General features: G+C 59.9%; 19 protein-coding genes. 10 read left to right on the top strand and 9 right to left on the bottom strand.

Annotation, left to right across the window (positions count from 1 at the left end; all coding sequences use genetic code 11):
• Positions 1-132 precede the first annotated feature (132 nt).
• The 5 genes from rpmI (at position 133) to pstS (ending at position 5465) form a co-directional block, all read left to right on the top strand.
• Complete coding sequence (gene rpmI, locus GOB86_RS01145; RefSeq protein WP_048853984.1) at positions 133-333, top strand: 50S ribosomal protein L35; 201 nt, start codon at positions 133-135, stop codon at positions 331-333.
• 14 nt (positions 334-347) lie between these two features.
• On the top strand, positions 348-707 hold the full coding sequence (gene rplT, locus GOB86_RS01140) for a 50S ribosomal protein L20 (protein WP_025824929.1): 360 nt from the start codon (positions 348-350) through the stop codon (positions 705-707).
• Positions 708-861: 154 nt separating this feature from the next.
• Positions 862-1932, top strand: coding sequence for a phenylalanine--tRNA ligase subunit alpha (pheS, locus tag GOB86_RS01135; RefSeq protein ID WP_165990554.1), 1071 nt, complete (start codon positions 862-864; stop codon positions 1930-1932).
• Between the two features lie 4 nt (positions 1933-1936).
• The gene (pheT, locus tag GOB86_RS01130) at positions 1937-4396 is read left to right on the top strand and encodes a phenylalanine--tRNA ligase subunit beta (RefSeq protein ID WP_165990553.1); all 2460 of its coding nucleotides are present in this window, start codon (positions 1937-1939) and stop codon (positions 4394-4396) included.
• 31 nt (positions 4397-4427) lie between these two features.
• A complete protein-coding gene (gene pstS, locus GOB86_RS01125) occupies positions 4428-5465 on the top strand; it encodes a phosphate ABC transporter substrate-binding protein PstS (protein WP_242012374.1) in 1038 nt (345 codons plus the stop codon).
• An 89-nt stretch (positions 5466-5554) separates the two neighbouring features.
• On the opposite strand, the gene GOB86_RS16685 is transcribed toward pstS, so the two are convergent.
• Genes GOB86_RS16685 through GOB86_RS01110 form a run of 4 tightly spaced genes read right to left on the bottom strand, consistent with a single transcriptional unit; the run spans position 5555 to position 7661 of the window.
• Complete coding sequence (locus GOB86_RS16685) at positions 5555-6316, bottom strand: ABC transporter substrate-binding protein (protein ID WP_253543630.1); 762 nt, start codon at positions 6314-6316, stop codon at positions 5555-5557.
• Between the two features lie 2 nt (positions 6317-6318).
• Positions 6319-7266, bottom strand: coding sequence for an ABC transporter substrate-binding protein (locus tag GOB86_RS16680; RefSeq protein ID WP_253543628.1), 948 nt, complete (start codon positions 7264-7266; stop codon positions 6319-6321).
• On the bottom strand, positions 7253-7426 hold the full coding sequence (locus tag GOB86_RS01115) for a hypothetical protein (protein WP_165990552.1): 174 nt from the start codon (positions 7424-7426) through the stop codon (positions 7253-7255). The genes GOB86_RS16680 and GOB86_RS01115 overlap by 14 nt, the downstream gene beginning before the upstream one ends.
• Positions 7416-7661, bottom strand: a complete 246-nt coding sequence (locus GOB86_RS01110) for a hypothetical protein (protein ID WP_165990551.1) — start codon at positions 7659-7661, stop codon at positions 7416-7418. Before GOB86_RS01110 ends, GOB86_RS01115 begins: the two co-directional genes overlap by 11 nt.
• A gap of 263 nt (positions 7662-7924) precedes the next feature.
• Here GOB86_RS01110 and GOB86_RS01105 point away from each other — a divergent pair, with 263 nt between their 5' ends.
• Positions 7925-10567: a cation:proton antiporter gene (locus tag GOB86_RS01105; protein WP_165990550.1), complete on the top strand. Its 2643-nt coding sequence runs from the start codon at positions 7925-7927 to the stop codon at positions 10565-10567.
• A gap of 39 nt (positions 10568-10606) precedes the next feature.
• On the opposite strand, the gene GOB86_RS01100 is transcribed toward GOB86_RS01105, so the two are convergent.
• Positions 10607-11137, bottom strand: a complete 531-nt coding sequence (locus tag GOB86_RS01100; protein WP_165990549.1) for an HdeD family acid-resistance protein — start codon at positions 11135-11137, stop codon at positions 10607-10609.
• 302 nt (positions 11138-11439) lie between these two features.
• Here GOB86_RS01100 and rpsD point away from each other — a divergent pair, with 302 nt between their 5' ends.
• From rpsD to GOB86_RS01080, 4 genes are all read left to right on the top strand, one after another.
• Positions 11440-12057, top strand: coding sequence for a 30S ribosomal protein S4 (gene rpsD, locus GOB86_RS01095; protein ID WP_025824941.1), 618 nt, complete (start codon positions 11440-11442; stop codon positions 12055-12057).
• Between the two features lie 99 nt (positions 12058-12156).
• Positions 12157-13704, top strand: coding sequence for a peptide chain release factor 3 (locus GOB86_RS01090; RefSeq protein WP_165990548.1), 1548 nt, complete (start codon positions 12157-12159; stop codon positions 13702-13704).
• 119 nt (positions 13705-13823) lie between these two features.
• Complete coding sequence (locus tag GOB86_RS01085; protein ID WP_165990547.1) at positions 13824-14729, top strand: LysR substrate-binding domain-containing protein; 906 nt, start codon at positions 13824-13826, stop codon at positions 14727-14729.
• Between the two features lie 115 nt (positions 14730-14844).
• Positions 14845-16764, top strand: a complete 1920-nt coding sequence (locus GOB86_RS01080; RefSeq protein WP_165990546.1) for an FUSC family protein — start codon at positions 14845-14847, stop codon at positions 16762-16764.
• Between the two features lie 79 nt (positions 16765-16843).
• Here the strand turns inward: GOB86_RS01080 and GOB86_RS01075 are convergent, their stop codons facing one another.
• The 4 genes from GOB86_RS01075 to GOB86_RS01060 form a co-directional block, all read right to left on the bottom strand.
• On the bottom strand, positions 16844-17875 hold the full coding sequence (locus GOB86_RS01075; RefSeq protein WP_165990545.1) for an isocitrate/isopropylmalate dehydrogenase family protein: 1032 nt from the start codon (positions 17873-17875) through the stop codon (positions 16844-16846).
• A 98-nt stretch (positions 17876-17973) separates the two neighbouring features.
• A complete protein-coding gene (locus tag GOB86_RS01070; protein ID WP_194301004.1) occupies positions 17974-19755 on the bottom strand; it encodes an aminopeptidase P family protein in 1782 nt (593 codons plus the stop codon).
• A gap of 89 nt (positions 19756-19844) precedes the next feature.
• Complete coding sequence (locus GOB86_RS01065) at positions 19845-20759, bottom strand: 50S ribosomal protein L11 methyltransferase (RefSeq protein ID WP_165990543.1); 915 nt, start codon at positions 20757-20759, stop codon at positions 19845-19847.
• Positions 20759-22984, bottom strand: coding sequence for an ATP-dependent helicase (locus tag GOB86_RS01060; RefSeq protein ID WP_165990542.1), 2226 nt, complete (start codon positions 22982-22984; stop codon positions 20759-20761). Before GOB86_RS01060 ends, GOB86_RS01065 begins: the two co-directional genes overlap by 1 nt.
• Positions 22985-22997 lie beyond the last annotated feature (13 nt).

The raw sequence follows: 22997 nt of genomic DNA, 5'->3' as shown, positions 1-22997 counted from the left end.
ACCGCCTTTCTTTTAAGGAAGCGCATTCGCGCACGCGTCCGGGCCTGTGGGGCATGCCCGGCCGTGCAGAAGCCGCTTTACACCCTTGCGGGGATAAGGCGGTTAAGTTCAGCGTATTTCAGGAGTAAAGAAATGCCCAAAATGAAGACCAAGTCGTCGGTCAAAAAGCGGTTCAAGATCACCGCGACCGGCAAGGTGCTCTCCGGCCCGTGCGGTAAGCGTCACGGCATGATCAAGCGTACCCAGAAGATGAAGCGCTCCGCACGCGGCACGCAGGTTCTTCAGCCGCAGGACGGCCGTACGGTTAAGCAGTGGGCCCCCTACGGGCTGTAAGGAGCATCTAAGATATGGCACGTGTTAAACGCGGTGTAACCACACTCGCACGCCACAAAAAAGTTCTGGAACTGTCCAAGGGTTACCGCGGCCGGTCTTCCACCAACTACCGTATTGCTCTGGAACGCGTTGAAAAGGCGCTTCAGTACGCATATCGTGACCGCCGCAACAAGAAGCGCGAATTCCGCGCTCTGTGGATCCAGCGTATTAACGCCGCAGTGCGTGAACACGGCCTGACCTACAGCCGTTTCATTAACGGTCTGGCCAAGGCTGGGATCGAGATTGACCGCAAGGTTCTGGCCGCCATCGCATTTGATGACGCAGCAACCTTTGCCGAAATCGTCAAGAAGGCACAGGCCGCTCTGGCAGCCTGATTGCCGGTCCTGACAGATCCGGTATACAAGAAGGCCGTCCATTACCGGGCGGCCTTTTTGCTTTTTGGCGGATGGTTTTTGGGCCAAAGGGCTTTTCTCCCGGAGCGGGAGATTGTATCCGCTCGGTAGCATTTTTTCCTCAGCGCGGGGTTCCATGAGCGACGATCTAGAAACTCTTCGGCAGGATGTCCTGTCCGAACTGGCTGGTGCCACAGACCTGCGGGCATGGGATGCCGTGCGCGTTGGCACACTGGGCAAATCCGGCCGCCTGACCGGCCTGCTCAAAGCGTTGGGAAAAATGCAGCCCGATGAACGCAAGGCCCGGGGCGTAGCCCTGAACCGCTTGCGGGATGAGCTGACACAGGCTGTGGAAGCACGTGGCAGGGAGCTCGAAGCCGCCGCCCTACAGGCCCGCCTGATTGCGGAAAAACTGGATGTGACCGCCCCCCCTCCGGCGGAAGCCACGGGCTACATCCACCCGATCAGCCGCACGATTGAGGAAATGACGGCCATTTTTGGCGTTATGGGTTTTCACGTTGCCGAAGGGCCGGATATCGAGACCGACTGGCACAACTTCTCGGCCCTGAATACACCGGACCACCACCCCGCCAGAACTGATCACGACACGTTTTACCTTCCTCCCTCACCGGGGCTGGACGTGACCCGCGTTCTGCGGACCCAGACCTCCGGCGTGCAGATCCGCACCATGCTGGGGCAAAAGCCCCCTATCCGCATTATTGCCCCCGGCCGCACTTACCGTGCCGATCATGATGCAACGCATTCCCCCATGTTCCACCAGTGCGAAGGTCTGGTCGTGGGCGAGGGGATTACTCTTGGGCATCTCAAAGGCTGCCTGATCGAGTTCCTGCGTGCATTTTTTGGCAAGCCGTCCCTGCCGGTGCGCTTTCGTTCATCCTACTTCCCGTTCACCGAACCCTCCTTGGAGGTGGATATCGGTTGGTCGCGCAAAACGGGCGAGATCGGGGCAGGGGAAGACTGGCTGGAAGTGCTGGGTGCCGGCATGGTCCATGCCCGCGTTCTGGCCAACTGCGGACTAGACCCGCGCGTGTGGCAGGGCTTTGCCTTTGGTATGGGGGTCGAACGTCTGGCAATGCTGAAGAACGGCATTCCCGACCTGCGTTCGTTCTATGAAAGCGATATCCGCTGGCTGCGACATTACGGGGCAGACCCGCTCGCACCCGCACTGCTGCACGAAGGGGTGTGAGAGTATGAAATTCACGCTGTCATGGTTGTATGACCATCTGGAAACCCAGGCAACGCTGGCCGAAATCTGCGCCATGCTCAACCAGATCGGTCTGGAGGTGGAAAGTGTCGAGAACAAGGGTGCTGCCCTTGAACCCTTCCTGACCGCCCGTATTCTGGACGCCCAGCCCCACCCCAACGCGGACCGGTTGCAGGTTTGCCGGGTGGATGCGGGTCCGGGTTTTTCGGACGTACAGGTTGTGTGCGGTGCCCCCAATGCGCGCAAGGATCTGGCGGTTATTTTTGCTCCGCCGGGCGCTTATGTGCCGGGGCTGGATATTACCATCAAGGCGGGCAAGGTCCGGGGTGAGCTGAGTGGGGGCATGTTGTGCTCCCTGCGCGAACTGGGGCTGGGTGAGGAAACCAGCGGCATTGCCGAACTGCCCGCCGACACACTGCCTGGCCAGTCCTACCCCGACTTTGCCGGGCTGGATGATGTTGTGATCGACATTGCCATTACCCCCAACCGGGGTGATGCACTGGGTGTGCGCGGCATTGCGCGCGATCTGGCCGCGGCAGGTCTTGGCACACTGCGCCCATGGCTGGCCGAAACGGTGGAGGGTACGTTTGCCTCCCCCGTGGAATGGGCCATTACCTACCCCGAGGCGTGTCCGTGGGTGCTGGGGCGGACCATTCGTGGGGTCAGGAATGGCCCCAGCCCGGACTGGCTGCGCAACAGGCTGGAAAGCATTGGCCTGCGCTCCATTTCCACACTGGTCGATATTACCAATTATTTCTGCTTCGACCTCGGTCGTCCGCTGCATGTGTTCGATGCGAACAAGATTGCGGGCGGCAGGCTGACCCTGTGCCGGGGCGAGGGCGAGACCTTCCGCACGCTCGATGGGCAGGACTGCACCGTAACAGCGGAAGACTGCGTGATTGCCGATCAGAACGGCGTGCAGTCCCTTGCCGGGATCATGGGCGGGGACGGCACGGGCGCGACCGAAGCCACGACTGATGTGTTTGTGGAATGCGCGCTGTTTGACCCCGTGCGTGTGGCGCTGAGCAGCCGCAGGCTCGGCCTGTCGTCCGATTCCAGCTACCGGTTTGAGCGCGGTGTGGATCAGGCGCTACCCGTGGCAGCCCTTGAGGCCGCAACCCGCATGATTGTTGAACTGTGCGGGGGGGAAGCGAGCGAGGTCGTCTCCGCCGGGCAGCAACCCGCATGGCAGCGCAACGCAACTTTGCGCTTTGACCGGGTGCGTGACCTTGGCGGGCTGGACGTGCCAGCCGATGAGAGCGTGGCCCTGCTGGAAAAGCTGGGTTTTGAGGTGCATGCGCGCTCTGAAACTCAGGTCGAACTCGGCGTGCCATCATGGCGCAATGATGTGGCGCAGGCTCCCGTCCTGTCACAGGGCAGGGACCTGCCCGCCGATGTGGCGGCCTGTGCCGCACAGGGCGTGGCCACGATTGAGGCGGAGAGCGATCTGGTGGAAGAGGTCCTGCGGCTTAAAGGGCTGGATGCGGTGCCGGCCGTGCCTCTGCCGCCCATCAGCGTGGTGCCGGGTGCATCGCTTACGCCCGCGCAGGCCCGTTTTGCGCTGGCGCGCCGTGTGCTGGCGGCCCGTGGGCTAACGGAGACGGTAGGCTTCTCGTTTGTTTCGCACGAGGAGGCCATGCATTTTGGTGGCGCGCCAGAAAGCCTGCGTCTGCTCAACCCCATTGCTTCCGATCTGGACCAGATGCGGCCGACACCGCTGGTCAATCTGGTCGCGGCAATCCGGCACAACAGTGTGCGCGGGTGGGGAGATATCGGACTGTTTGAAATTGGTCCGGCCTTTGCCGAGGCCGCGCAGCAGACACTGGCCGCAGGTGTACGCTCGGGCCATACCCAGCGTTACCCCGGTGTGCCCAGCAATGCGGTTTCGCTTTGGGCGGCCAAGGCCGATGCGCTTGAACTGCTGCGCCAGTTCGGGGTTAATCTCGATGCCATAACCACCACGGCGGATGCGCCCGCATGGTACCATCCGGGCCGCTCCGGTGTGCTGCGGCAGGGGCCAAAGAACATTCTGGCGTATTTTGGCGAACTGCACCCCTCCGTGCTTCAGGCTGCGGGGATTGATGTGCCAGTTGTGGCGTTTGAAGTGTTTGTGGAAGGTGTGCCACAACCCAAAAAGAAGAAGAAAAGCGCGCCGGTCCTTTCCGCCTTCCAGCCTGTGCGGCGCGATTTTGCGTTTGTGCTCGCGCAGGATATTCCAGTGGAAAGCGTGTTGCGCGCCGTGCGTGGAGCCGACCGCCAGCTTGTGGCCGATGTCAGCCTGTTTGACATCTATACCGGTCAGCATGTGGCGGAAGGCATGCGCTCGGTGGGGATGGAAGTGACCCTCCAGCCTACCGATAAAAGTCTGACGGATGCTGAACTCGAGGCAGTGTCCGAGCGTATTGTGGCCGCTGTCAGCAAGGCAACGGGTGCGGTCCTGCGCTAAAGGCAGGAGATGGCGGCAAAAGGAGCAGATCATGGCATATTCCCACCTCACCCATATGCGTTGTTGGGTTAAAGCCGGTTTTGCCGCCCTGCTCCTGTGCGGTGGGTTTACCCTGCCGCATGCCGCGCGGGCGGAAAGCATTACGGGGGCAGGCTCCAGCTTTGCCGCGCCGCTGTATCAGGCATGGTCGGCCGCCGCTCCCTCTGGCGTGGATGTGCGGGTCAATTACCAGACCATAGGGTCGGGGGCTGGGCAGAACCAGATTCTGGCTGGCACGGTGGACTTCGGAGCGTCTGACGCCCCCATGGTCCATGCACGGCTGGAGGCTGGCAAGCTTGTGCAGGTGCCCACGGCTATTGGCGGCGTGGTCATTACGGCCAATGTGCCCGGTATTGCCAATGGAGCCTTGCGCCTGAGCGGTCCAGTTCTGGCCGATATTTATGCGGGGTCCATAACGCAGTGGAACGATGCCCGGATCGCAGCCCTTAACCCCGACCTGCATCTACCCGATCAGGTGATAGCACCTTTGCACCGGGCGGATGGTTCGGGCACGACCTATGTTTTTACAGACTACCTCGCCCATGTTTCGCCGCAGTGGAAGGAGGGCGTGGGTAAGGGCACATCCGTTGCATGGCCAGCAGGTGCGGGTGCGCGCGGGAATGATGGCATTGCAGCCTATGTGCAGAATACCGCAGGCAGTATTGGCTACCTTGAATACGCCTATGCCGAGCGCAACCATCTGGCCCTTGTGCAGATGCAGAACCACGCAGGGTTTTTTGTCAGCCCGTCGGCCAGCAGTTTTGCCCAGGCCGCCCAGGCCGCCCAGTGGGACGAGGCAGACCTGACCGCAGCACTGAGCGATGTGGACGGTGCGCAGAGCTGGCCCATTATCACCACCACGTATGTGCTGCTCCCTGCCACAGCCACTGCCGATAATCAGGGGGATGCCGTGCGCCGGTTTTTCCGTTGGGGGCTGGTGGACGGCGCAACCGTTACCCAGCAGCTTGATTATGTGCCCCTACCCGAGCAGATCAGGGCGCGGGCACTCAGGCGGCTTGGCGCGGAATAAACTGTTAGCGGGTGTTATCCCGCAATCATTCCAGACTTGTCCTGCATTTCATCCACAGATTCTGTGGATAACCCCGATTGGCCCTGCTGTTAGTGCAACCAGACCTGAGAGAACAGGAGTTGGTTGACCTCGGTATAAAAAAAGTTCCGAACGCGGGCGGACGTCAGCACCACATTGTCTTTTTCAATCATGGGGGCTGCGGGGGCCTGCGCCATGATCAGTCTGTTGGCGTCCACCCAGAACTGGTCGCGCTGCATTGCGCTCAGGCTGGTATCCGTTCTGGCACGGTCCATGATGGCTTGAGCCTGCGGGTCGCAAAAGCCGGGAATGTTGATGGAACTGTCGGAATGGGGATGAAAATTCTCACAGCCAAACAGTGCGTCTACAAAGTTGGAGGCGGAAGGATAATCGGCGGACCAGCTAGTGAGCGCTATTTGCACATGGTTGTCGGTGTTCTGGATGTAGGGCAATTGCAGGCTGCTGCTAATCGGGCGTAAAACCGCCTGATATCCAAGGTTTTGCAACATGTCGCGGACCCAGACGCCCATGGCCATGTCGGCGCTGGAACTGGCGACAACCAGAGTGATCTTTTGCCCCATTGTGCCGCTGGCACGTACCAGATTACGGGCAGCCTGCATGTCTGGCGCGGACCATTGTTGTGCTGGTGCTGTAGGGGATGCCGCGCGCGTGTAGGGGCAGGTCTGGCCCTCAACCCCTAAAGCGGAAGGGATAAGGCCGCAGAGTGGGCGCGCAATACCCGGCCCGCCGTACAGAATAACCAGTGCCTTGCGGTTGAGCGCGTAATTGACCGCCTGACGCACCCTTATGTCTGTAAAAGGGGCTTCGTGCATGTTCATGCTAAAAAATAGAGCGAAGGGTGGCGCATGACATGCGTTTGCCCGGCAAAGTGGCTGCCCAGTTCGCCCAGCCGGTCAAGGGGAATGGTATCGGCCATCCAGTCGTATTGCCCGTTCTCCACGGCTGTTACGGCGGCTTCCTCTGGTATGCCAAAGGTATATTCGATCCGGTCCGGGTAACCTGCGGGTTGTGCCTGCGGGTTCCACTCATGGAAGGCGGGGTTGCGGGCAAGGTGGAGGAAGTTGCTGGGGTCGTAGGCTTCCAGCGTGTAAGGGCCGGTGCCGGGTAGGGGGGTATTGCCCGTATCATGGTCGGGGGTGCTGGCGGGCAGAATAACGGCGTGGGTAAAGGCAAGCTTTTGCAGGAACTCTGCATCCGGGTGTGTCAGATGGAAGGTTATGCGCCTGTTGGGGGCGTCTACCTCTATGCCATGGTCGAGTGTGCAGTGCGCGGGTGTGCGCAGGCAGGCATCTGCACCTATGATGGCACCATAAAAAGACCCCGCCGTTGGCGCGCCAATCCGAAAAAGCCGTTGGAAAGAGGCCACAACATCTGCCGTGGTCACGGGCTGACCGTTGGAGAACAGGATGTTGGGGCGCAGGGTAAAGGTATAGGTCAGCCCCCCATCCTGCGGAGCGGGCAGGGATTCGGCCAGATCGGGCACAACCTCCTTGCCCGCAGGGCCTGTGACTTTGTTAAAGGTGGTCAGCCCATCATACACATTGGCAAAAAGATTGATGTATTTGCCTGTGTAGTTGATCTGGGGGTCCAGCGTACCGCCAGAAGCGGCCGCTACCAGCCGCAGAGTGCCCCCGCCATGTTCGGGCTGGGGCAGTGGGGCAAGGCCCGCGCAGACTGCCACAATGGGGTGGCAGGTCAGCAGGCAGGCCAGCAGGCTGCCCACCCGCTGCGTGTAAAAAGGTCGTTTTTTAATGGGTCTCATTCGGCCCCATGGTCTGGGCGGGCTGCCCGGGCATGGGTTGGCCGGTCATAAGGGCGGCAAAGCCGGAATACATGGAGGTCAGAACAATAATGCCAACCATGATCGCCCCGGCAATAATGGCCAGACGAACAACTTTTTCCGTTTTATCTTTATCGGTCATACTGTAGGCCTTCCTGAGCCCCAACAGCCTTTTTTGTATAAAAATTCTTGGAATTTTTATACTGGAAGGTGTTCTGTGGTGTTGCTGGTGGTCTGTACCAGTCGGGGGCGGCCTGCCCTTTGTGGCTGTGCGGATGGTAATAATGCGCATGCGGGTCTTCAGCACAGGCCGAAAGTCCTGTGAGAATAAACACAAGCATGGCAAGCTGAGGTCGGGAGCACATCAGTTTTTTCATGCGTGGGAGCATACTCCCAATCTTCCCGCCCGAAAAGTCTTGCCCTGTGTGGTTTGCGGTCATGCCTTGTGTGTTCAGCAGGTTCCGTAAAACAGGCAGTTATGCGCTGCCTGCATGTTCCAGACCTGTGCTTGCAGGTGTGGCATGGTTGCCTCGGGCCTGTTAAAAGCGGAGCCAGAGAGCAGAGTCTGCCATTTCCTTGCCTTATCATTGTGTTAGCAAGGGTGGAATTCAGACAGGTTTTGGCAAAGAGGGGCATGGGTATGGCGGTAACAGGTCTGGCTGCGATACTACTTGTTATTGCGCTCCTTCTGGTCGTGGTGAGCGCGGTGCAGCCGATTGCCCGCAAGCTTGAACTGTCCGAGACCGTTCTGCTGGCCATTGTGGGTATTATTATCGGCTCTCTGGCGGATTTTGCGCTGCGGACATCCTATGCTTCCGCTCTGAGCGGCATAGCAGAAACCCTGCTTGATTTTCCCATAAGCAGTGAGTCGTTCCTGCTTATATTTCTGCCTGTGCTGGTTTTTCAGGGCGCTCTGGCTATTGATGTACGCCGTCTGGCGCATGAGGCGGCAACCGTTCTGCTGCTGGCCGTGGTGGCTGTGGCCCTGTCCACCGCCCTGATCGGTTTTGCCCTTATGCCGTTTGCGGGCATGCCACTGGTGGTCTGCCTGCTGCTTGGCTCCATTGTGGCGACCACGGACCCGTCCGCCGTGGCCGGGATTTTCCGCGATATCGGAGCCTCCACCCGCCTGACCCGACTGGTGGAGGGGGAAGCGCTGCTGAATGATGCGGCCGCCATTTCCATTTTTTCCATCCTGTTGCCTTCGGTCACACTCCACCGCGCCATTCATCCGGGGGAGGCGGTTGTCTCGTTCGTCGTGTCCTTCGTGGGGGCGCTGGTGGTCGGGGTGCTGTGTGGTCGGCTGACGCTGGCCATGATGTCGGCCATTGGCAGTTCCGCGGCTGAAATTACGCTCAGCGTCGCACTGCCTTATGTTGTCTATATTATTTCGGACGAATTTCTGGGCGTATCCGGTGTGGTGGCGACGGCTGCTGCGGGGCTGACGCTCTCGGTTTACGGGCCATCCACCGTGCGGCCCCAAACGTGGCTGTTCCTTAACCAGCTCTGGCAGCAACTGGTGTTCTGGGCGGGGTCACTGGTGTTTGTGCTCGCCTCCATGCTGGTGCCGCACCTGCTGGTGGGCATGACCCGCTGGGACTGGGTCCTGATCCTGATTGCAAGTGTGGCCGGGCTGACCGCGCGTGCCGCCGTGGTGTTTGGCATGTTGCCGCTTCTGGCGTGGTCGCGTCTTTCCCCCCCCGTGCCAACGCCGTTCAAGGTTACCATGGTGTGGGGCGGGTTGCGTGGGGCCATTACGCTGGCTCTAGCGCTGGCGGTTACCGAAAACGAACATGTGGCTACACCAATTGCTCATTTTATTGGGATCATCGCCACAGGGTTTGTTCTGATTACCCTGCTGGTCAATGGCACCACCCTGCGCTCGCTTGTTCTGTTTTTGAAACTTGACCAGCTTTCTCCCATTGATGAGGCCATGCGGCATCAGGTTCTGGGCATTGGTCTGGGCAATGTGCGCGAACGGGCGGAGGAACTGGGGGGCGAACTAGGCTTTAGCGCGGATGCCACGCGCCCGGTTCTGGACCAGATCGAACGCCGCTCGGAGGAGGAGCAGGCCGCCAATGTGTTCGATCAGGCTTTGTCTGACACTCAGCGCGTCAACCTTGCCCTGATCACCATTGCCAGTCAGGAACGCTCTTTGCTGCTGGACCTGTTCCGTATGCAGGGGTTGTCCCGCCGGGTGATGGAAACCCTGCTGCGCTCATCCGAAGCCGCTATTGATGGAGCAAGGCTGGAAGGCCGTCTGGGCTATGTGCGGGCTCTCCGGCGGCGGCTCAGCCCATCCTTCCGGTTTGATCTGGCGCAGTGGATCCATAATTACCTGCACTGGGACAGGCCGTTAATGCTGTGCATGGCCGAACGGTTTGAAATGCTGATGGTGGCGCATTTTATTTCCATCTCGCTGACCCGCTTCATGCGCGAGCGGCTGGAACCCACGCTGGGTAGCCGTATTGGGGAAATTGTGGCCGAGGTGCTCTCGCGCCAGCGTAAACTGCTTGATGAGGCGCTGGAAACCCTGCGCCTGCACTACCATGGCTATGCCGAGGCGCTGGAAAACCGCATCTTCCGCCAGATATCTCTCCGTCTGGAAGGGGAGGAATACGATACCCTGCTCGCGGAATCCCTGATCAGTGATGAACTGAACCGCGAATTGCTCAAGGAACTGGAGCGGCGCAGGCACAGGCTGAACAAGCGGTTGAGCTTTGACCTGCGTAGCGGAATTGAAGACCGGATTAAAAATGCGGCGGTGTTCAAGGGCCTGCCCGGCGCGGAGTTGCATGATCTGGCCACCACCACATCTCTGCGGTTTGTGGCGCCGCAGGAGCTGCTGTGCCGCAAGGGGCAAAAGATGCGCTACGTCTACTTCATCAGCGCTGGGCTGGTGGAGGCGCATATAGCGGGTGTGGATGAACTGTACGGCGCAGGGGACCTGCTGGGCGCGCAGGAGGCTCTGCACGGCTGGCGGTGCGTTGGCAACGTGCGTGCGGTGCAGTTCGGGCACTTTATGGCCATCAAGGCGTCACGCTTCCGCCGTCTGGTCGATGACTACCCGGTGGTGATGCAGAATATCGAAACCATTCTGCGTAAGCGCGAGGCGGGCGAACGTCCGACATCTCTCCTGCCAAGGCAGAAAATAGCGGCCATGGATGAGGATGGTCTGGCCGCAAGGGCACTGCTCTCACCCGAGACGGATGTGCTGGCCCTTATGCCGCCCGAAAAGCCCGATGCTGGTGAGGGTTCGGGCAAAGAGGCAGGTCAGGAGTAACGTCTCCCGGCCTGCCGCTATGGTGCCTGCGCTATGCCTTTAGCGCAGGTTGCTCTGGCGCAGGGCAAGGCCGAACTGTACCCAGCCAATGCCGCTTGCAATCAGTTCCACGGCAATAAAGGTACCAATCAGCCACAGGCCGGACCACGGCAGGCTGAGGTACAGGCACACGCCCACCACAAGGCTGATCAGCCCGCTGCCCAGAATAATGCCCCAGCCCGGCAGGCCACGGTATTGCAGCGCCATAACCGAGCGCAGAACGCCAACCACAACAAAACAGACCGAGGCAAAAACCGTAATGGCCACGGAGCCAGAGACTGGTTCCTTGATCAGCAGCGCACCGGCAATAATATAAAGCCCGCCACAGAGCAGGGAAAACAGGAATCCGCCCCAGTCCTTGACCGCAAGGGCATGTACGCCCTGCATGATCCCGGCAAAAATAAGCAGGCCACCAATAAACATGGTGCTGGCGAGTGTTACGGACACAGCGTCAATACAGGCCACAAAGCCCAGTATGACCAGTGCAATGCCCAATCCGACGAAGAGGGCCCATTTGTGTGCAAATGGCATGGAGTTCATCCTTGCATATCAGAGGAAGAGAGTGATGATCTGATAGTATGTTGCCACCCATTAATACAAAGCAAAAACAGGGGCACACGCCAGTAATCCGCACCACCTGCGTGGCTTTTGTTGACAGGTGGGCGACGTTCTCGTAAATCCTGCGACCATTGCCGGGAATGTGGACAGACCGGCCAGCGCCTTTTTGCTGGTAATGCGGTATGCGCCCGCTCCGATCCGTGGTGGACGGAGACTACCGGTGTAATGACGGGCTGTTTCTCCCAGCCTGCCTGTTGAGAGATGAAGAGCGCACTATGAGCAAGCGCCTTGAGAGCAAGTACAAAATCAACCGCCGCCTTGGCGTAAACCTGTGGGGCCGTGCAAAGTCCCCCGTTAACCGTCGTGAATACGGTCCGGGTCAGCACGGTCAGCGCCGCAAGGGCAAGCCTTCCGACTTCTCTGTCCAGCTGATGGCCAAGCAGAAGCTCAAGGGCTACTACGGCAACATCACGGAAAAGCAGTTCCGCCGTTACTATCAGGAAGCCGTGCGTCGCAAGGGCGATACGTCTGAAAACCTGATCAACCTGCTCGAACGTCGTCTGGACGCGGTCATCTACCGCATGAAGTTCGCGATCACGCCGTTTGCCGCACGTCAGTTCATCAGCCATGGCCACATTCTGGTCAACGGCCGCAAGCTGAACATCCCGTCCTACATCGTTAAGGATGGTGACGTGATCGAAGTGCGCGAAAAGTCCAAGCAGCTCGCCATCGTTCTGGATGCAACCCAGTCCGCCGAGCGTGACGTGCCGGAATACATGGAAGTAGATCATCGCCAGATGAAGGGCACGTTCCTGCGTGGCCCGCAGCTTTCCGATGTGCCGTATCCGGTGCAGATGGAACCGAACCTGGTGGTCGAATTCTACTCCCGTTAATCGGGAACTCCGGTTCGACCTGTGGACGCCGGGTGGAGGGGTTACTCTCCATCCGGCGTTTGCCGTTTTTATTCATGCCAGAAGCCCCGGAACTGATTTATGTCTGATACCGCCAATCCTGAACTGGGTAAGGAAATTATCCGCCGTCGTACGTTTGCGATCATCTCGCACCCCGATGCCGGTAAAACCACACTGACCGAGCGCATTCTGCGTGCCGGTGGTGCCATTCAGCTGGCGGGTAACGTGCGGGCCAAGGGCGAACGCCGCCGCACACGGTCGGACTGGATGGCCATTGAGCGTGATCGCGGGATTTCCGTTGTCAGTTCTGTCATGACGTTTGACTACGGCGGGTGCGTGTTCAACCTGCTCGACACGCCGGGCCATGAAGACTTTTCGGAAGATACCTACCGAACCCTGACAGCAGTGGATTCGGCGGTCATGGTGATCGACGCCGCCAAAGGCATAGAAGACCGGACACGCAAACTGTTCGAAATCTGCCGCCTGCGCGATATTCCCATCGTCACCTTCATCAACAAGATGGACCGCGAGGCACAGGACCCCTTTGCCCTGCTCGACGAAATTGCATCTTCCCTTGCACTCGATACATGCCCCGCCACATGGCCGGTTGGCCGGGCCGCAACCTTTATCGGCACGTATGATCTGCTGAACGGCAAGCTGAACACGCTAACTCCGCTGCCCGAGGACGACGACCGGCTTGTGCACATGCGCGAGGAGCTGGAGCTGGCCGAGGCCGCCCTGCCGGAGTTTGACCGCGAATCCTTTGATGCAGGCCATCTGACCCCGGTCTTTTTTGGGAGTGCGATCAAGGAAATAGGCGTGACCGACCTTTTGGACGCGCTGGTGGCGTTTGGTCCATCCCCCCGTGCGCAGGCTGCCGAAAGCCGCACGGTAACGGCGGATGAACCGGGTATGACGGCGCTGGTGTTCAAAATTCAAGCCAACATGGACCCCAACCACCGCGACCGTATTGCCTTTGCCCGGATATGCTCAGGCCGTCTTACGCGGGGTATGCGCCTTAAGCACACCCGCACGGGCAAAAGCTTTGCGGTGCATACACCCCAGTTCTTTTTTGCGCAGGACCGGCATCTGGCAGAAGAGGCCTTTGCTGGCGATGTGGTGGGTATTCCCAACCACGGTACCCTGCGTATTGGCGATACCCTGACCGAAGGCGAGGACATCCGCTTTACAGGCGTGCCTTATTTTGCGCCCGAAATTCTGCGCCGTGTCCGGCTGGATGACGCCATGAAGGCCAAAAAGCTCAAACAGGCGCTGGTGCAACTGGCGGAGGAGGGCGTGGTCCAGCTTTTCCGCCCTCAGGATGGGTCACCTCCCATTGTGGGGGTGGTGGGTACGCTCCAGCTTGATGTGTTGCAGGCCCGTTTACGGGCGGAATATGGCGTTGGTATCGGTTTTGATTCCACACCTTTCTCCCTTGCGCGCTGGATAACCGGCTCGCGGGATAAAATTGAGGCATTTACCGCATCCAATCGTTCGGCCATGGCGGATGATCTGGATGATGACCCGGTTTTTCTGGCGACTTCGAACTTTATGATGCGCCGGACAGAGGATCAGAACCCGGATATCAAGTTCCACGATATCAAACAGATCGGGATTGAAATCGGCTAAGGCCGCATTATTGCAGGTTTGTGCCGTATTGGTGCAGCACCAGTGTGGCGGCTGGTGAGTGCGGGCGGGGGCAGGGCTGCGGACCGCTGCATTATTTTGGGTAAAGGGGCATCGCACAGGTGTTTTTGCGCCAACTCAGCTACCTGATCGCACTGGACCAGCACCGCCATTTTTCACGCGCGGCACAGGCATGTGGTGTGTCCCAGCCTGCTCTTTCCTCCGCAGTCCGGCAGTTGGAAAACGAGCTGGGTATTACCATCATCAATCGCAACCGCCGGTTTTTCGGGCTGACGGAGGAAGGCCAGCGTGTGCTGATCTGGGCACGCCAGACGCTGGCTGATCTGGACAGTCTGCGGCAGGAGGCCGCCTTTGCGCAGGATGTGGCAGGCGGGTTTGTCTCCATTGGCGTTATGCCGCAGGGGGTGCAGGTTGTGCCATTGCTGCTGGAGCATTTCCGTAGCGCCGTACCGGCCTTGCAGGTTGAGGTCACCGTTTATCCCAATGCCGAAATTCTGCACCAACTCAGGGAGCAGCGTATTCAACTGGGGCTGATGTATCTGGATCAGGTTCCCAAGGACGGACCGTTTGAGGTCCAGCGTCTGTATGCCGAGCAGTATGTGCTTATTGCGGCTCCATCCATTCCGCTGCCTGCGGGGCGGGAGTGCGGGTGGGAGCAGGCGGCGGCACTACCGTTGGGCCTGCTCAACCGCAATATGCGGAGCAGGCAACTGGTGGATGCCTGTTTTGCGCACGCAGGGGTTACACCGCGCGTTATGCTTGAGACCAACGTGCTGGAACTGCTGCATGTGGAAATTATGGCGGGCAAGGTTGCTGGTATTATGCCTGTGTCCGCCCTGCCGGAGCGTATGGGGTTTATGGGCCCACTACAGATCCGCAGGCTGGACCCGTCGCCTGCGCCAGAGGTTGGGGTGCTGCGGCTGAACCAGCCCAATTCCACGGCGCTGCTGACCCGATTGTGGCATGTTTCCACCAGTCTGGAACTGGACGATATTTATACCGCTTAGTCTAATGCGGGTTCATTATAAGTTTTGCTTATGATGTGATCAGAATAAACGCTTGGACTTATACGGGCAAGCTGAACATCGTGCGGTTTTTCCGGTTGGCTGAGTACAACACACCATGAGCAATATGGACCCAGACGCAGGCATGCCAGACGTCCACCGGTGGGGGGGCGTGCCCCTGTCTGCCATGTGGCAGGCGCTCCTTTTGCGATGGGCAGGTAAGCTGAAGTGGCTTGTCGCTCCATCATGGGGGGATGTGGCTTTTGCCGTGCGTTCGGCTCTTGCCGCCGGGTTGTCGCTTGTGATCGCCATGGCCATGGAGCTGGATAGCCCCCAGTGGGCACCACTGACCGTGTGGGTGGTTGCCCAGTCCTCCCGCGGGGAGAGCCTGTCCAAGGCGCGGTGGCGCATTGCAGGTACGGTTCTGGGGTGCTGCGTGGCTGTGGGGCTTATTGCGGCTTTTCCACAAAGTCCTGCCCTGTTTTTTGGTGTGCTGGCCTGCTGGATTGGCCTGTGCTGCGGCATGGCCACGTTTTTGGAAGGGTACAAAGCCTACGGGCTGGTTCTGACCGGATTTACCTCCGCCATTGTGGCCACGGGGGCCATTATGCAGCCCGATCAGGTGTTCGACATCGCCATGTCGCGCGGCACATATATTGTGCTGGGTGTTGTGTGCGAGGCGCTGCTGGCCCTTTTGTTCATGCCCGGCTTGCAGGCCCGCGCGCGTGCCCGGCTGCAAATGCGGTTGGACGATGCGCAGGCGCTGGTGCGCAGGCGCGTGGCCTGTCTGGTGGAAGGCCACCCGACAACAGAGCTGGACCAGAGCCCGCTGCTAAGCGAACTAACAACCGCAGGCAGCCGTATTGAGTACGATGCGCTGGAGGCCGGTGGTTATGGTCACATGGCCGATCACGCCCGCGCCGCACTGGCGGGGTTACTGGTCATGCTGGCGCGGGCGGAAGGGCTGGCAACCCTTAAGCTGTTGCCAGCACAAAAGGTGCCGCCTTCCATCCGCAAGGATGAGCGGACAGTTACGCAGCATGTGGATGCCTGCCTGACCCATAGGCGGGGCGATCGCTTCCGGTTTCGTATCCGCTCGCGCAGGCATACGCTGGAGGCGGTGGAAAACGGCGTGCGAGCGTGCGCGGGTATTCTGGTTGGCTGGCTGTTGTGGGAAGTCACGGCATGGCCTGCGGGGCCGACCTTTATGTCGCTTCTGGCTCTTGTGTATGGTCTGCTGGCCACGCGGGAGAACCCGGTTGTGGCCTCGGCACCATTTTTTCGGGGGGCTGTGTGGTGCGTGCTGGTGGCGGGTGTGTACGTCACGCTGGTTCTGCCAGCGCTCAGCACGCCAGAACTGCTGGTGTTGCTACTCATGGTGCCCATGGTTATAGGCGGGCTTGCCGCGCGCAACCCGGCTACGGCGGGTTATGCTTTTTCGTTCAATATGTTTCTGCCTGTCCTTATGGGGCCAAATAATCAGGGACGGTATGACGAGGTCTCTTTCCTCAATACGTCACTCGCATTTTTGGGGGCGGTGCTGGTAGCCGGGTGGACATACCGCACGGTTCTGCCCTTCCGGCCAGACTCCCACATGCTGCGCACGGCACGTTGGACCAGCAGGCAGTTGCAGGATCTGGCCTCCGCCAATAACAGCGTATCGGTTTATCAGTGGCTGTCCGGCAATGCGGATAGTCTGGTGCGTATTGTACGCAACGCGCAGGGCATTCCGCTCCCGCAGCGCAATGCTTTTGCGCGCCAGCAGTTCTCGGGCATGGTCAGTGGCATGCATGTTATTCTGCTGCGTGAACTGGCACTGGCTCCAACCACGCCACATAGTGTGCAGCAGGCACTCCGGGCATTTTTGCGGCACTGGGAGCAGGATGATGGCGCGGTAGTGACCCGTCAGGCCGCCGTAACCGCGCGCTGGCTCGACCGGCAGGTGGCGCAGATGCCCCCACAACAGCAGGAAATTTTTGAGCACGCACTGGTCAGCCTTAGGCTGCTGGCCTGTGCCCAGCCCGTGGACCTGCCATAAAAAAAGGGGATGCCAGAGCACCCCCTTGTGGTCATCCTCCGCTACTGGGCTGGCCAGTGGCGGAAGAGTGCCCCGTAACTTAGGCCAGACCCTGCTTAAGGGCTGCCGTCAGTTCCTTGGATGTGGCGTTGCCGCCCAGATCCTTGGTGCGGACGCCACCTTCGGTGATCACTTTTTTGATCGCGGCGTCAATCCGGTCGGCCTGCTTTTCGTGGCCAACGTGGCGCAGCATCATAACCGCAGCCAGCAGCAGGGCCAGCGGGTTGGCAATGCCTTTGCCTGCAATGTCTGGCGCGGAGCCATGGACGGCTTCAAACACAGCGGCTTTTTCGCCAATGTTCGCACCCGGGGCCATACCCAGACCACCCACCAGACCAGCGGTCAGGTCGGACAGGATGTCGCCGAACAGGTTGGTGGTGACAACCACGTCAAACTGCCACGGGTTGATGACAAGCTGCATGGCGCAGGCGTCCACAATCCGTTCGTTAAAGGCGATGCGGCCTTTGTATTCTTCGGCAACCTTACGGCCTTCCTCAAGGAAAAGTCCGGTCAGCAGCTTGAGAATGTTGGCCTTATGCACGATCGTAACCGTCTTGCGGTTGTTCTTCACGGCATAATCAAAGGCGTATTTGACAATCCGGCGGCATTCCGCGCGGGAGGTAAAGCCGGAGCTTAGAGCAATACCCTTGGGGTCTTCACCCACGGGAATGTAATGCTCCATGGCGGCATAGTAGCCTTCCAGGTTCTCACGGAAGAGAACGAGGTCAATGTCATCAAACCGGCCACCGGGCACAATGGTCTTGGTGGGACGCAGGTTGGCGAACAGGCCGAATTCCTGCCGGAGCGTCACATTGATGGACTTAAAGCCACCCCCAACAGGTGTGGTCAGCGGGCCTTTAAGGGCAAGGCCCGTACGGCGGATGCTCTCAATGGTCTGCTTGGGCAGTGGGTCGTTAACCGCATCTACACCAGCCATGCCGGCCAGTTGACGGTCCCATACAAACGGGGCCTCAACCGCGTCCAGAATTTCTATAACCGATTCAACAATTTCAGGGCCAATGCCATCACCGGGAATAAGTGTGGCGGGAATGGTCTTGCTATGTGCTGTCATTCTGAGAAGCTCCCTTTCAACTTCGGTGCCTGTTCTGCGCTTCTTTGCGCATACAGGCGATTCCCATTTACGTGACCATTGGTGGCAAATGCCTGCTATCACGCCTTATTGAGAGGCGCACAGGCCGTTTGCAGCCATTTTTGTGCATCCGCAGGCAGATATGGGCCAATCTGCTGCAAGATTTCTGCATGGTAGCTATCCAGCAGGGCGGTATCTGTTTCCCCCAGAAGGGCCGGGTCTATCAGGCGGCGGTCGAAGGGGGCCAGAGTCAGGGTTTCAAATTCCAAAAAGGCCCGCGTGGAGTCTGCCTGCGTGGCCGGGCGGACCAGAACAAGGGTTTCCAGACGGATACCGTAAGCACCGAGCAGGTAAAAACCCGGCTCGTTGGACAGGACCATACCCGCCTGCAACGCAATGGTGGATGTGGCCTTGGAAATACGGACCGGACCTTCATGCACGGAAAGAAAACTGCCAACGCCGTGGCCGGTCCCATGGTCAAAATCCAGCCCGGCCTGCCACAGGTCGTACCGTGCGAGCGCGTCCAGCGCATGGCCCTTGGTGCCGGTGGGAAAGCGTGCATGGCCAAGGCGCAGATTACCTTTGAGCACGCGGGTAAAGGCGGCCTTGAGTGCTGCGGGGGCTACGTTTGGACCACTCCAGAGGGTGCGGGTCACATCGGTTGTGCCATCGGGGTACTGGCCGCCACTGTCGATCAGGTACACCTCATCGGGGGCTATGGCGCGGTTGCTCTGCTCGGTCACACTGTAATGGATCACCGCCCCGTTGGGCCCGGCCCCCGAAATGGCTGTAAACGAGTCTTCTACATACTCGGCTGCCTCACGCCGGAAGGCGGTCAGTTGTCTGGCCGCGTCCAGTTCGGTTGTGGTGGTGGCGTGTGTGTCCATCCAGTGCAAAAAGCGGCACAGGGCAACGCCGTCGCGCAGGTGGGCTGCGCGCATGCCCTGCTGTTCCACCGCGTTTTTGCAGGCTTTGGGTAGCAGGCATGGGTCTGGGGTGGGGGCAACGGTTGCGTTGTGGTGGCCCAGCGCTTGCGTAAACCATACGGCATTGCTGGCCGGGTCCACGCCTACGGTGCGGCCTGCCAGTGTGGCCAGAACCTGCTCCAGCGCATCGGGTGCCTGCACATGCACATCCGCACCCAGCCACGAGCGGACATCGGCCGGAATTTTGTCTGGCTGAATAATCAGGTCAACGCCTGCGTCTGCATGGATAATGGCAAAGGCCAGCACCACGGGGGTGCAGGGAATATCCGCCCCACGTATGTTGAGCAGCCAGGCAATGGAGGCGGAATCGCTTATAATCGCAGCGTCCTGCCCCAGCGCGCGCAGGTCATGGGCAATGCGGGTGCGTTTGCTGGCAGCACTCTCCCCCGCATACTGCAAAGGATGCACAAAAGCGGGGCCAGCGGGCAGGGCGGGGCGGTCCAGCCACAGGGTGTCGACCAGATTATGGGGTGTGGGGGTCAGGCACAACTGGTCCTGTTGCAGGTAGGGGGCCAGTTCGGCGGCACTCATAATGCGTGGGTCGTAGCCAATGGTGGCACCGGGGTGGGTGTTGCTGCCCAGCCATGTGGCAGGGGGGACCTGCCCACCATGCACGCGCTCCCAGCATGCGCCATCCACCTGCTGGTCCATTTGCGTAATGTAGCGCCCGTCGGAAAAAACAGCCGCCTTGTCTGCCAGCACAATGGCGGTGCCTGCACTGCCGGTAAAGCCGCTTATCCATGCCAGCCTTTGGGCGCAGGCAGGCGTGTATTCGCCCAAAAACTCATCACCATGCGGAATAATCAGCCCATCCAGCCCGTTCTGGCGCAACAGGGTGCGAAGGGAGGTCAGTCTGCTCATGGATAAGGAGGCCAAGGTACTACTCCGCAAAATGGTGGTGGATGGGGGGAATGGTCAGGCGGAAGGCAGGCTCGGGCGAGCCTGCTTGAACATGCCGCACAATATCAGGCTGAAAAATAACCAGCCGGGCGGCGCAGAATAAGGGTTGCCCAGTCTCCTTCGGTCAGGACCTGCTCAAGCACCAGCCCCTGCCTGCGGTGGGCGGCCAGCACCATACGCACCTGTGTCTGCAACAGGCCTGCCAGAATAACCGTGCCACCGGGGGCCAGTGCCTGCGCCAGATCCTTGGCCATAAGGCACAGCGGGCGGGCGAGAATGTTGGCGAACACCAGATCATACGGTGCATTTTTGCGGATGGCGGGGGTCTGCCAGCCATTGCCCAGTCGGCAGGTGAGTGCCCGGTTCAGCCGGTTACGCCGCGCGTTCTGGGCGGAAACACGGACAGACCATGGCTCGATATCCACTGCCAGCACCTTCTGGTGCAAAAGGGCGGCCGCAGCCATGGCCAGAATACCCGTGCCGCACCCAAGGTCCAGAATACGGCGCGGGTGGCGGTGGGCTATGCGCTCCAGCGCGCGCAGGCACCCACGGGTAGACCCATGTTCGCCCGAGCCAAAGGCAACGCCCGCATCCAGCGTGAGGACAATACGGGTGGCTTCGGTGGCATCAGGCAGATGCGTGCCACGCACCACAAAGCGCTTGCCAACCTGTTGTTCGGGAAAAGCCTCATACGTGCGGGCCAGCCAGCCTTCGGCCTCGGTTGCGGCACGTTCGAGGGAGGCGGACACGCCACTGGTCAACTCGGCCAGCATAAGGGCAAGTGCGAGTTCGTCCTCCATGTGGCCAGAGTCTTTTACGCCTTCAACCCGCCACTGGGTGCCTTCTGGGTTGGCTTCAAAAATACCAACGGTGGTGCAAACGCTGCCTATTGCGTTTTCGTACGATTCCACGGCCGCTTCTGGCACGGTGACGGAAATGGTTTCCAGGCTGGTTGCGTGGCGGCGGGTCGGAGGGGCCATTATAATTTCTCGATAAAGGAGGAAAGAAGTCGTTTTGTTCCCGCGTCTTCAAACGCGATTTCCAGATGGTTGCGGTCAGCCGCAATCACTATGCCCACGCCAAAGCGGGGGTGGCGGACCTGCTGACCAAGAGCAAAGGCGGGTTCGGCCTCGGGGGTGCGTTTGCGGCGGGCTACAACGGGGCCGTTGTCAAACAGGCTCTCCTCCGCAAACAGGCTGCGGCGGGTAGCGCCCCCTTCGTTTTTGCGGGTCACATGCTCGTCAGGCAACTCGTCCAGAAAGCGGCTGGGCATGGAGGGCTGCCAGTTGGCATAAATGCGCCTGCTTCCGGCATGGTAGATCAGGGCCTGTTTGCGCGCGCGCGTAATGCCCACATAGGCCAGCCTGCGCTCCTCCTCCAGCCCCTTTAAACCGCCTTCATCCAGCGTGCGCTGGGAGGGAAAAACACCTTCCTCCCAGCCGGGCAGAAACACCGTGTCAAACTCCAGCCCCTTGGCGCCATGGAGCGTCATGATCGACAGTTTGGCGTCCTGTGCTTTCTCGTCCGTCTCCATGACAAGGGACACATGCTCCAAAAACTCACCCAGCGTGCCAAAATCTGCCAGTGCGCGCACCAGTTCCTTCAGATTTTCCAGCCGTCCAGGCGCTTCGGGCGAACGGTCGAGCCGCCACATTTCCAGGTACCCGCTTTCTTCCAGCAGGTGTTCAACTGCCAGAACGTGGCCTTCGCGCCCCAGAATGTCGCGCGTGGTGTTCAGGGCGTTGATCAGTGTGCGGAGCTGGTCGGCCATTTTGCCCTTGAGCTGGCCTGTGCTGAGCATGGTCTCGGTCGCAACGCTCACAGGTGTTCCGGCAAAGCGGGCGGCCTCGCGCAGTTTTTGCATGCTGGCGGGGCCAACACCGCGTTTGGGTACGTTGATGATCCGCTCAAACGCCAGATCATCCGCAGGCTGGCTGACCACGCGCATATAGGCCAGAGCATCGCGGATTTCCGCCCGCTCGTAAAAGCGCACACCGCCAACAATGCGGTAGGGCAGGCCGGTCTGCACAAGCCGTTCCTCAAACGCACGGGTCTGAAAGCCCGCGCGGACCAGAATGGCCATTTCCGCTAACGACTGGCCCTTGTGGTACAGCTTTTCGGCCATGTCGCACACGCTGCGGGCTTCGGCATCGGAATCCCATACGCCGGTTACCAGCACTTTTTCCCCGTCCGATGGGTCGTCCCGCCCCGAGCGCAGGGTTTTGCCCAGCCGTTCCCCATTATGGGCGATCAGCCCTGCCGCAGCCCCCAGAATGTGGCGGGTTGAGCGGTAGTTGCGTTCCAGCCGGACAATCTGGGCCCCGGGGAAATCTTTTTCAAACCGCAGAATGTTTTCAACTTCCGCCCCGCGCCATGAGTAGATGGACTGGTCATCATCCCCCACGCAGCAGATGTTGGCCGTGCCATCCGCCTGTTTGGCCAGCAGCCGCAGCCACAGATACTGCACGGTATTGGTGTCCTGATACTCATCAACCAGAATGTAGCGGAACAGGCGGTGGTACTGGGCCAGCACATCGGGGCGGGTGCGCAGGATTTCGGTCACATGGAGCATCAGGTCGCCAAAGTCGCAGGCGTTCAGTTGTATCAGACGGGCCTGATACGCCTCGTAAATGGCGCGGGCGTGGTTGTTGGCAAAATCCGTATCTTCCGAAGGGGTTACGCGCGCTGGTGTTAGCCCCCGGTCTTTCCAGCGCTGGATAACCCCGAGCAGGCCGGGTGCGGGCCAGCGTTTGGTATCGATCTGCCACGGTTCCATAACCTGTTTGAGCAGGCGCAACTGGTCGTCCGTATCCAGAATGGTAAAGTTCTGGGTCAGTCCCACATATTCGGCATGGCGGCGGAGCATGCGCGCGCACAGGGCATGGAAGGTGCCAAGCCAGAGCCCCTCGGCTGGAGAGCCAAGGAGCGTGGCCACGCGTTCGCGCATTTCCCGCGCTGCTTTGTTGGTAAAGGTTACCGTCAGTATCTGCCACGGCTTGGCGCGCTCGGTCAGCAGGATATGGGCAAAGCGTGTGGTTAGTACACGTGTTTTGCCCGTACCTGCGCCAGCCAGAACCAGCAGCGGACCATCTGTTGTCTCAATGGCCGCGCGTTGCTCCGGATTAAGGCGCGCAAGGTAGGAGGAACCGCTTTGGGGGGCGGCGTGGGAGGCGGGATGAGAAGGGGGCTCGAATGTGGTCACCATTCCCTTATATAGT

The sequence above is a fragment of the Acetobacter lambici genome (assembly GCF_011516885.1).
In the GTDB taxonomy this organism is placed as follows: domain Bacteria; phylum Pseudomonadota; class Alphaproteobacteria; order Acetobacterales; family Acetobacteraceae; genus Acetobacter; species Acetobacter lambici.
Note: the sequence above shows the minus strand (reverse complement) of the source record. Positions and strands in the feature narration are given on the sequence as shown.

What these genes read in the sequence shown, in the direction of transcription:
- GOB86_RS01090 (WP_165990548.1), top strand. Translation starts at nt 12,157, where the DNA reads ATGTCTGATACCGCCAATCCTGAACTGGGTAAGGAAATTATCCGCCGT.
- rplT (WP_025824929.1), top strand. Translation starts at nt 348, where the DNA reads ATGGCACGTGTTAAACGCGGTGTAACCACACTCGCACGCCACAAAAAA.
- GOB86_RS01065 (WP_165990543.1), bottom strand. Translation starts at nt 20,759, where the DNA reads ATGGCCCCTCCGACCCGCCGCCACGCAACCAGCCTGGAAACCATTTCC.
- rpmI (WP_048853984.1), top strand. Translation starts at nt 133, where the DNA reads ATGCCCAAAATGAAGACCAAGTCGTCGGTCAAAAAGCGGTTCAAGATC.
- pstS (WP_242012374.1), top strand. Translation starts at nt 4,428, where the DNA reads ATGGCATATTCCCACCTCACCCATATGCGTTGTTGGGTTAAAGCCGGT.
- GOB86_RS01100 (WP_165990549.1), bottom strand. Translation starts at nt 11,137, where the DNA reads ATGCCATTTGCACACAAATGGGCCCTCTTCGTCGGATTGGGCATTGCA.
- GOB86_RS01075 (WP_165990545.1), bottom strand. Translation starts at nt 17,875, where the DNA reads ATGACAGCACATAGCAAGACCATTCCCGCCACACTTATTCCCGGTGAT.
- GOB86_RS01110 (WP_165990551.1), bottom strand. Translation starts at nt 7,661, where the DNA reads ATGAAAAAACTGATGTGCTCCCGACCTCAGCTTGCCATGCTTGTGTTT.
- GOB86_RS01105 (WP_165990550.1), top strand. Translation starts at nt 7,925, where the DNA reads ATGGCGGTAACAGGTCTGGCTGCGATACTACTTGTTATTGCGCTCCTT.
- pheS (WP_165990554.1), top strand. Translation starts at nt 862, where the DNA reads ATGAGCGACGATCTAGAAACTCTTCGGCAGGATGTCCTGTCCGAACTG.
- GOB86_RS01080 (WP_165990546.1), top strand. Translation starts at nt 14,845, where the DNA reads ATGAGCAATATGGACCCAGACGCAGGCATGCCAGACGTCCACCGGTGG.
- GOB86_RS16680 (WP_253543628.1), bottom strand. Translation starts at nt 7,266, where the DNA reads ATGAGACCCATTAAAAAACGACCTTTTTACACGCAGCGGGTGGGCAGC.
- GOB86_RS01115 (WP_165990552.1), bottom strand. Translation starts at nt 7,426, where the DNA reads ATGACCGATAAAGATAAAACGGAAAAAGTTGTTCGTCTGGCCATTATT.
- GOB86_RS16685 (WP_253543630.1), bottom strand. Translation starts at nt 6,316, where the DNA reads ATGCACGAAGCCCCTTTTACAGACATAAGGGTGCGTCAGGCGGTCAAT.
- rpsD (WP_025824941.1), top strand. Translation starts at nt 11,440, where the DNA reads ATGAGCAAGCGCCTTGAGAGCAAGTACAAAATCAACCGCCGCCTTGGC.
- pheT (WP_165990553.1), top strand. Translation starts at nt 1,937, where the DNA reads ATGAAATTCACGCTGTCATGGTTGTATGACCATCTGGAAACCCAGGCA.
- GOB86_RS01060 (WP_165990542.1), bottom strand. Translation starts at nt 22,984, where the DNA reads ATGGTGACCACATTCGAGCCCCCTTCTCATCCCGCCTCCCACGCCGCC.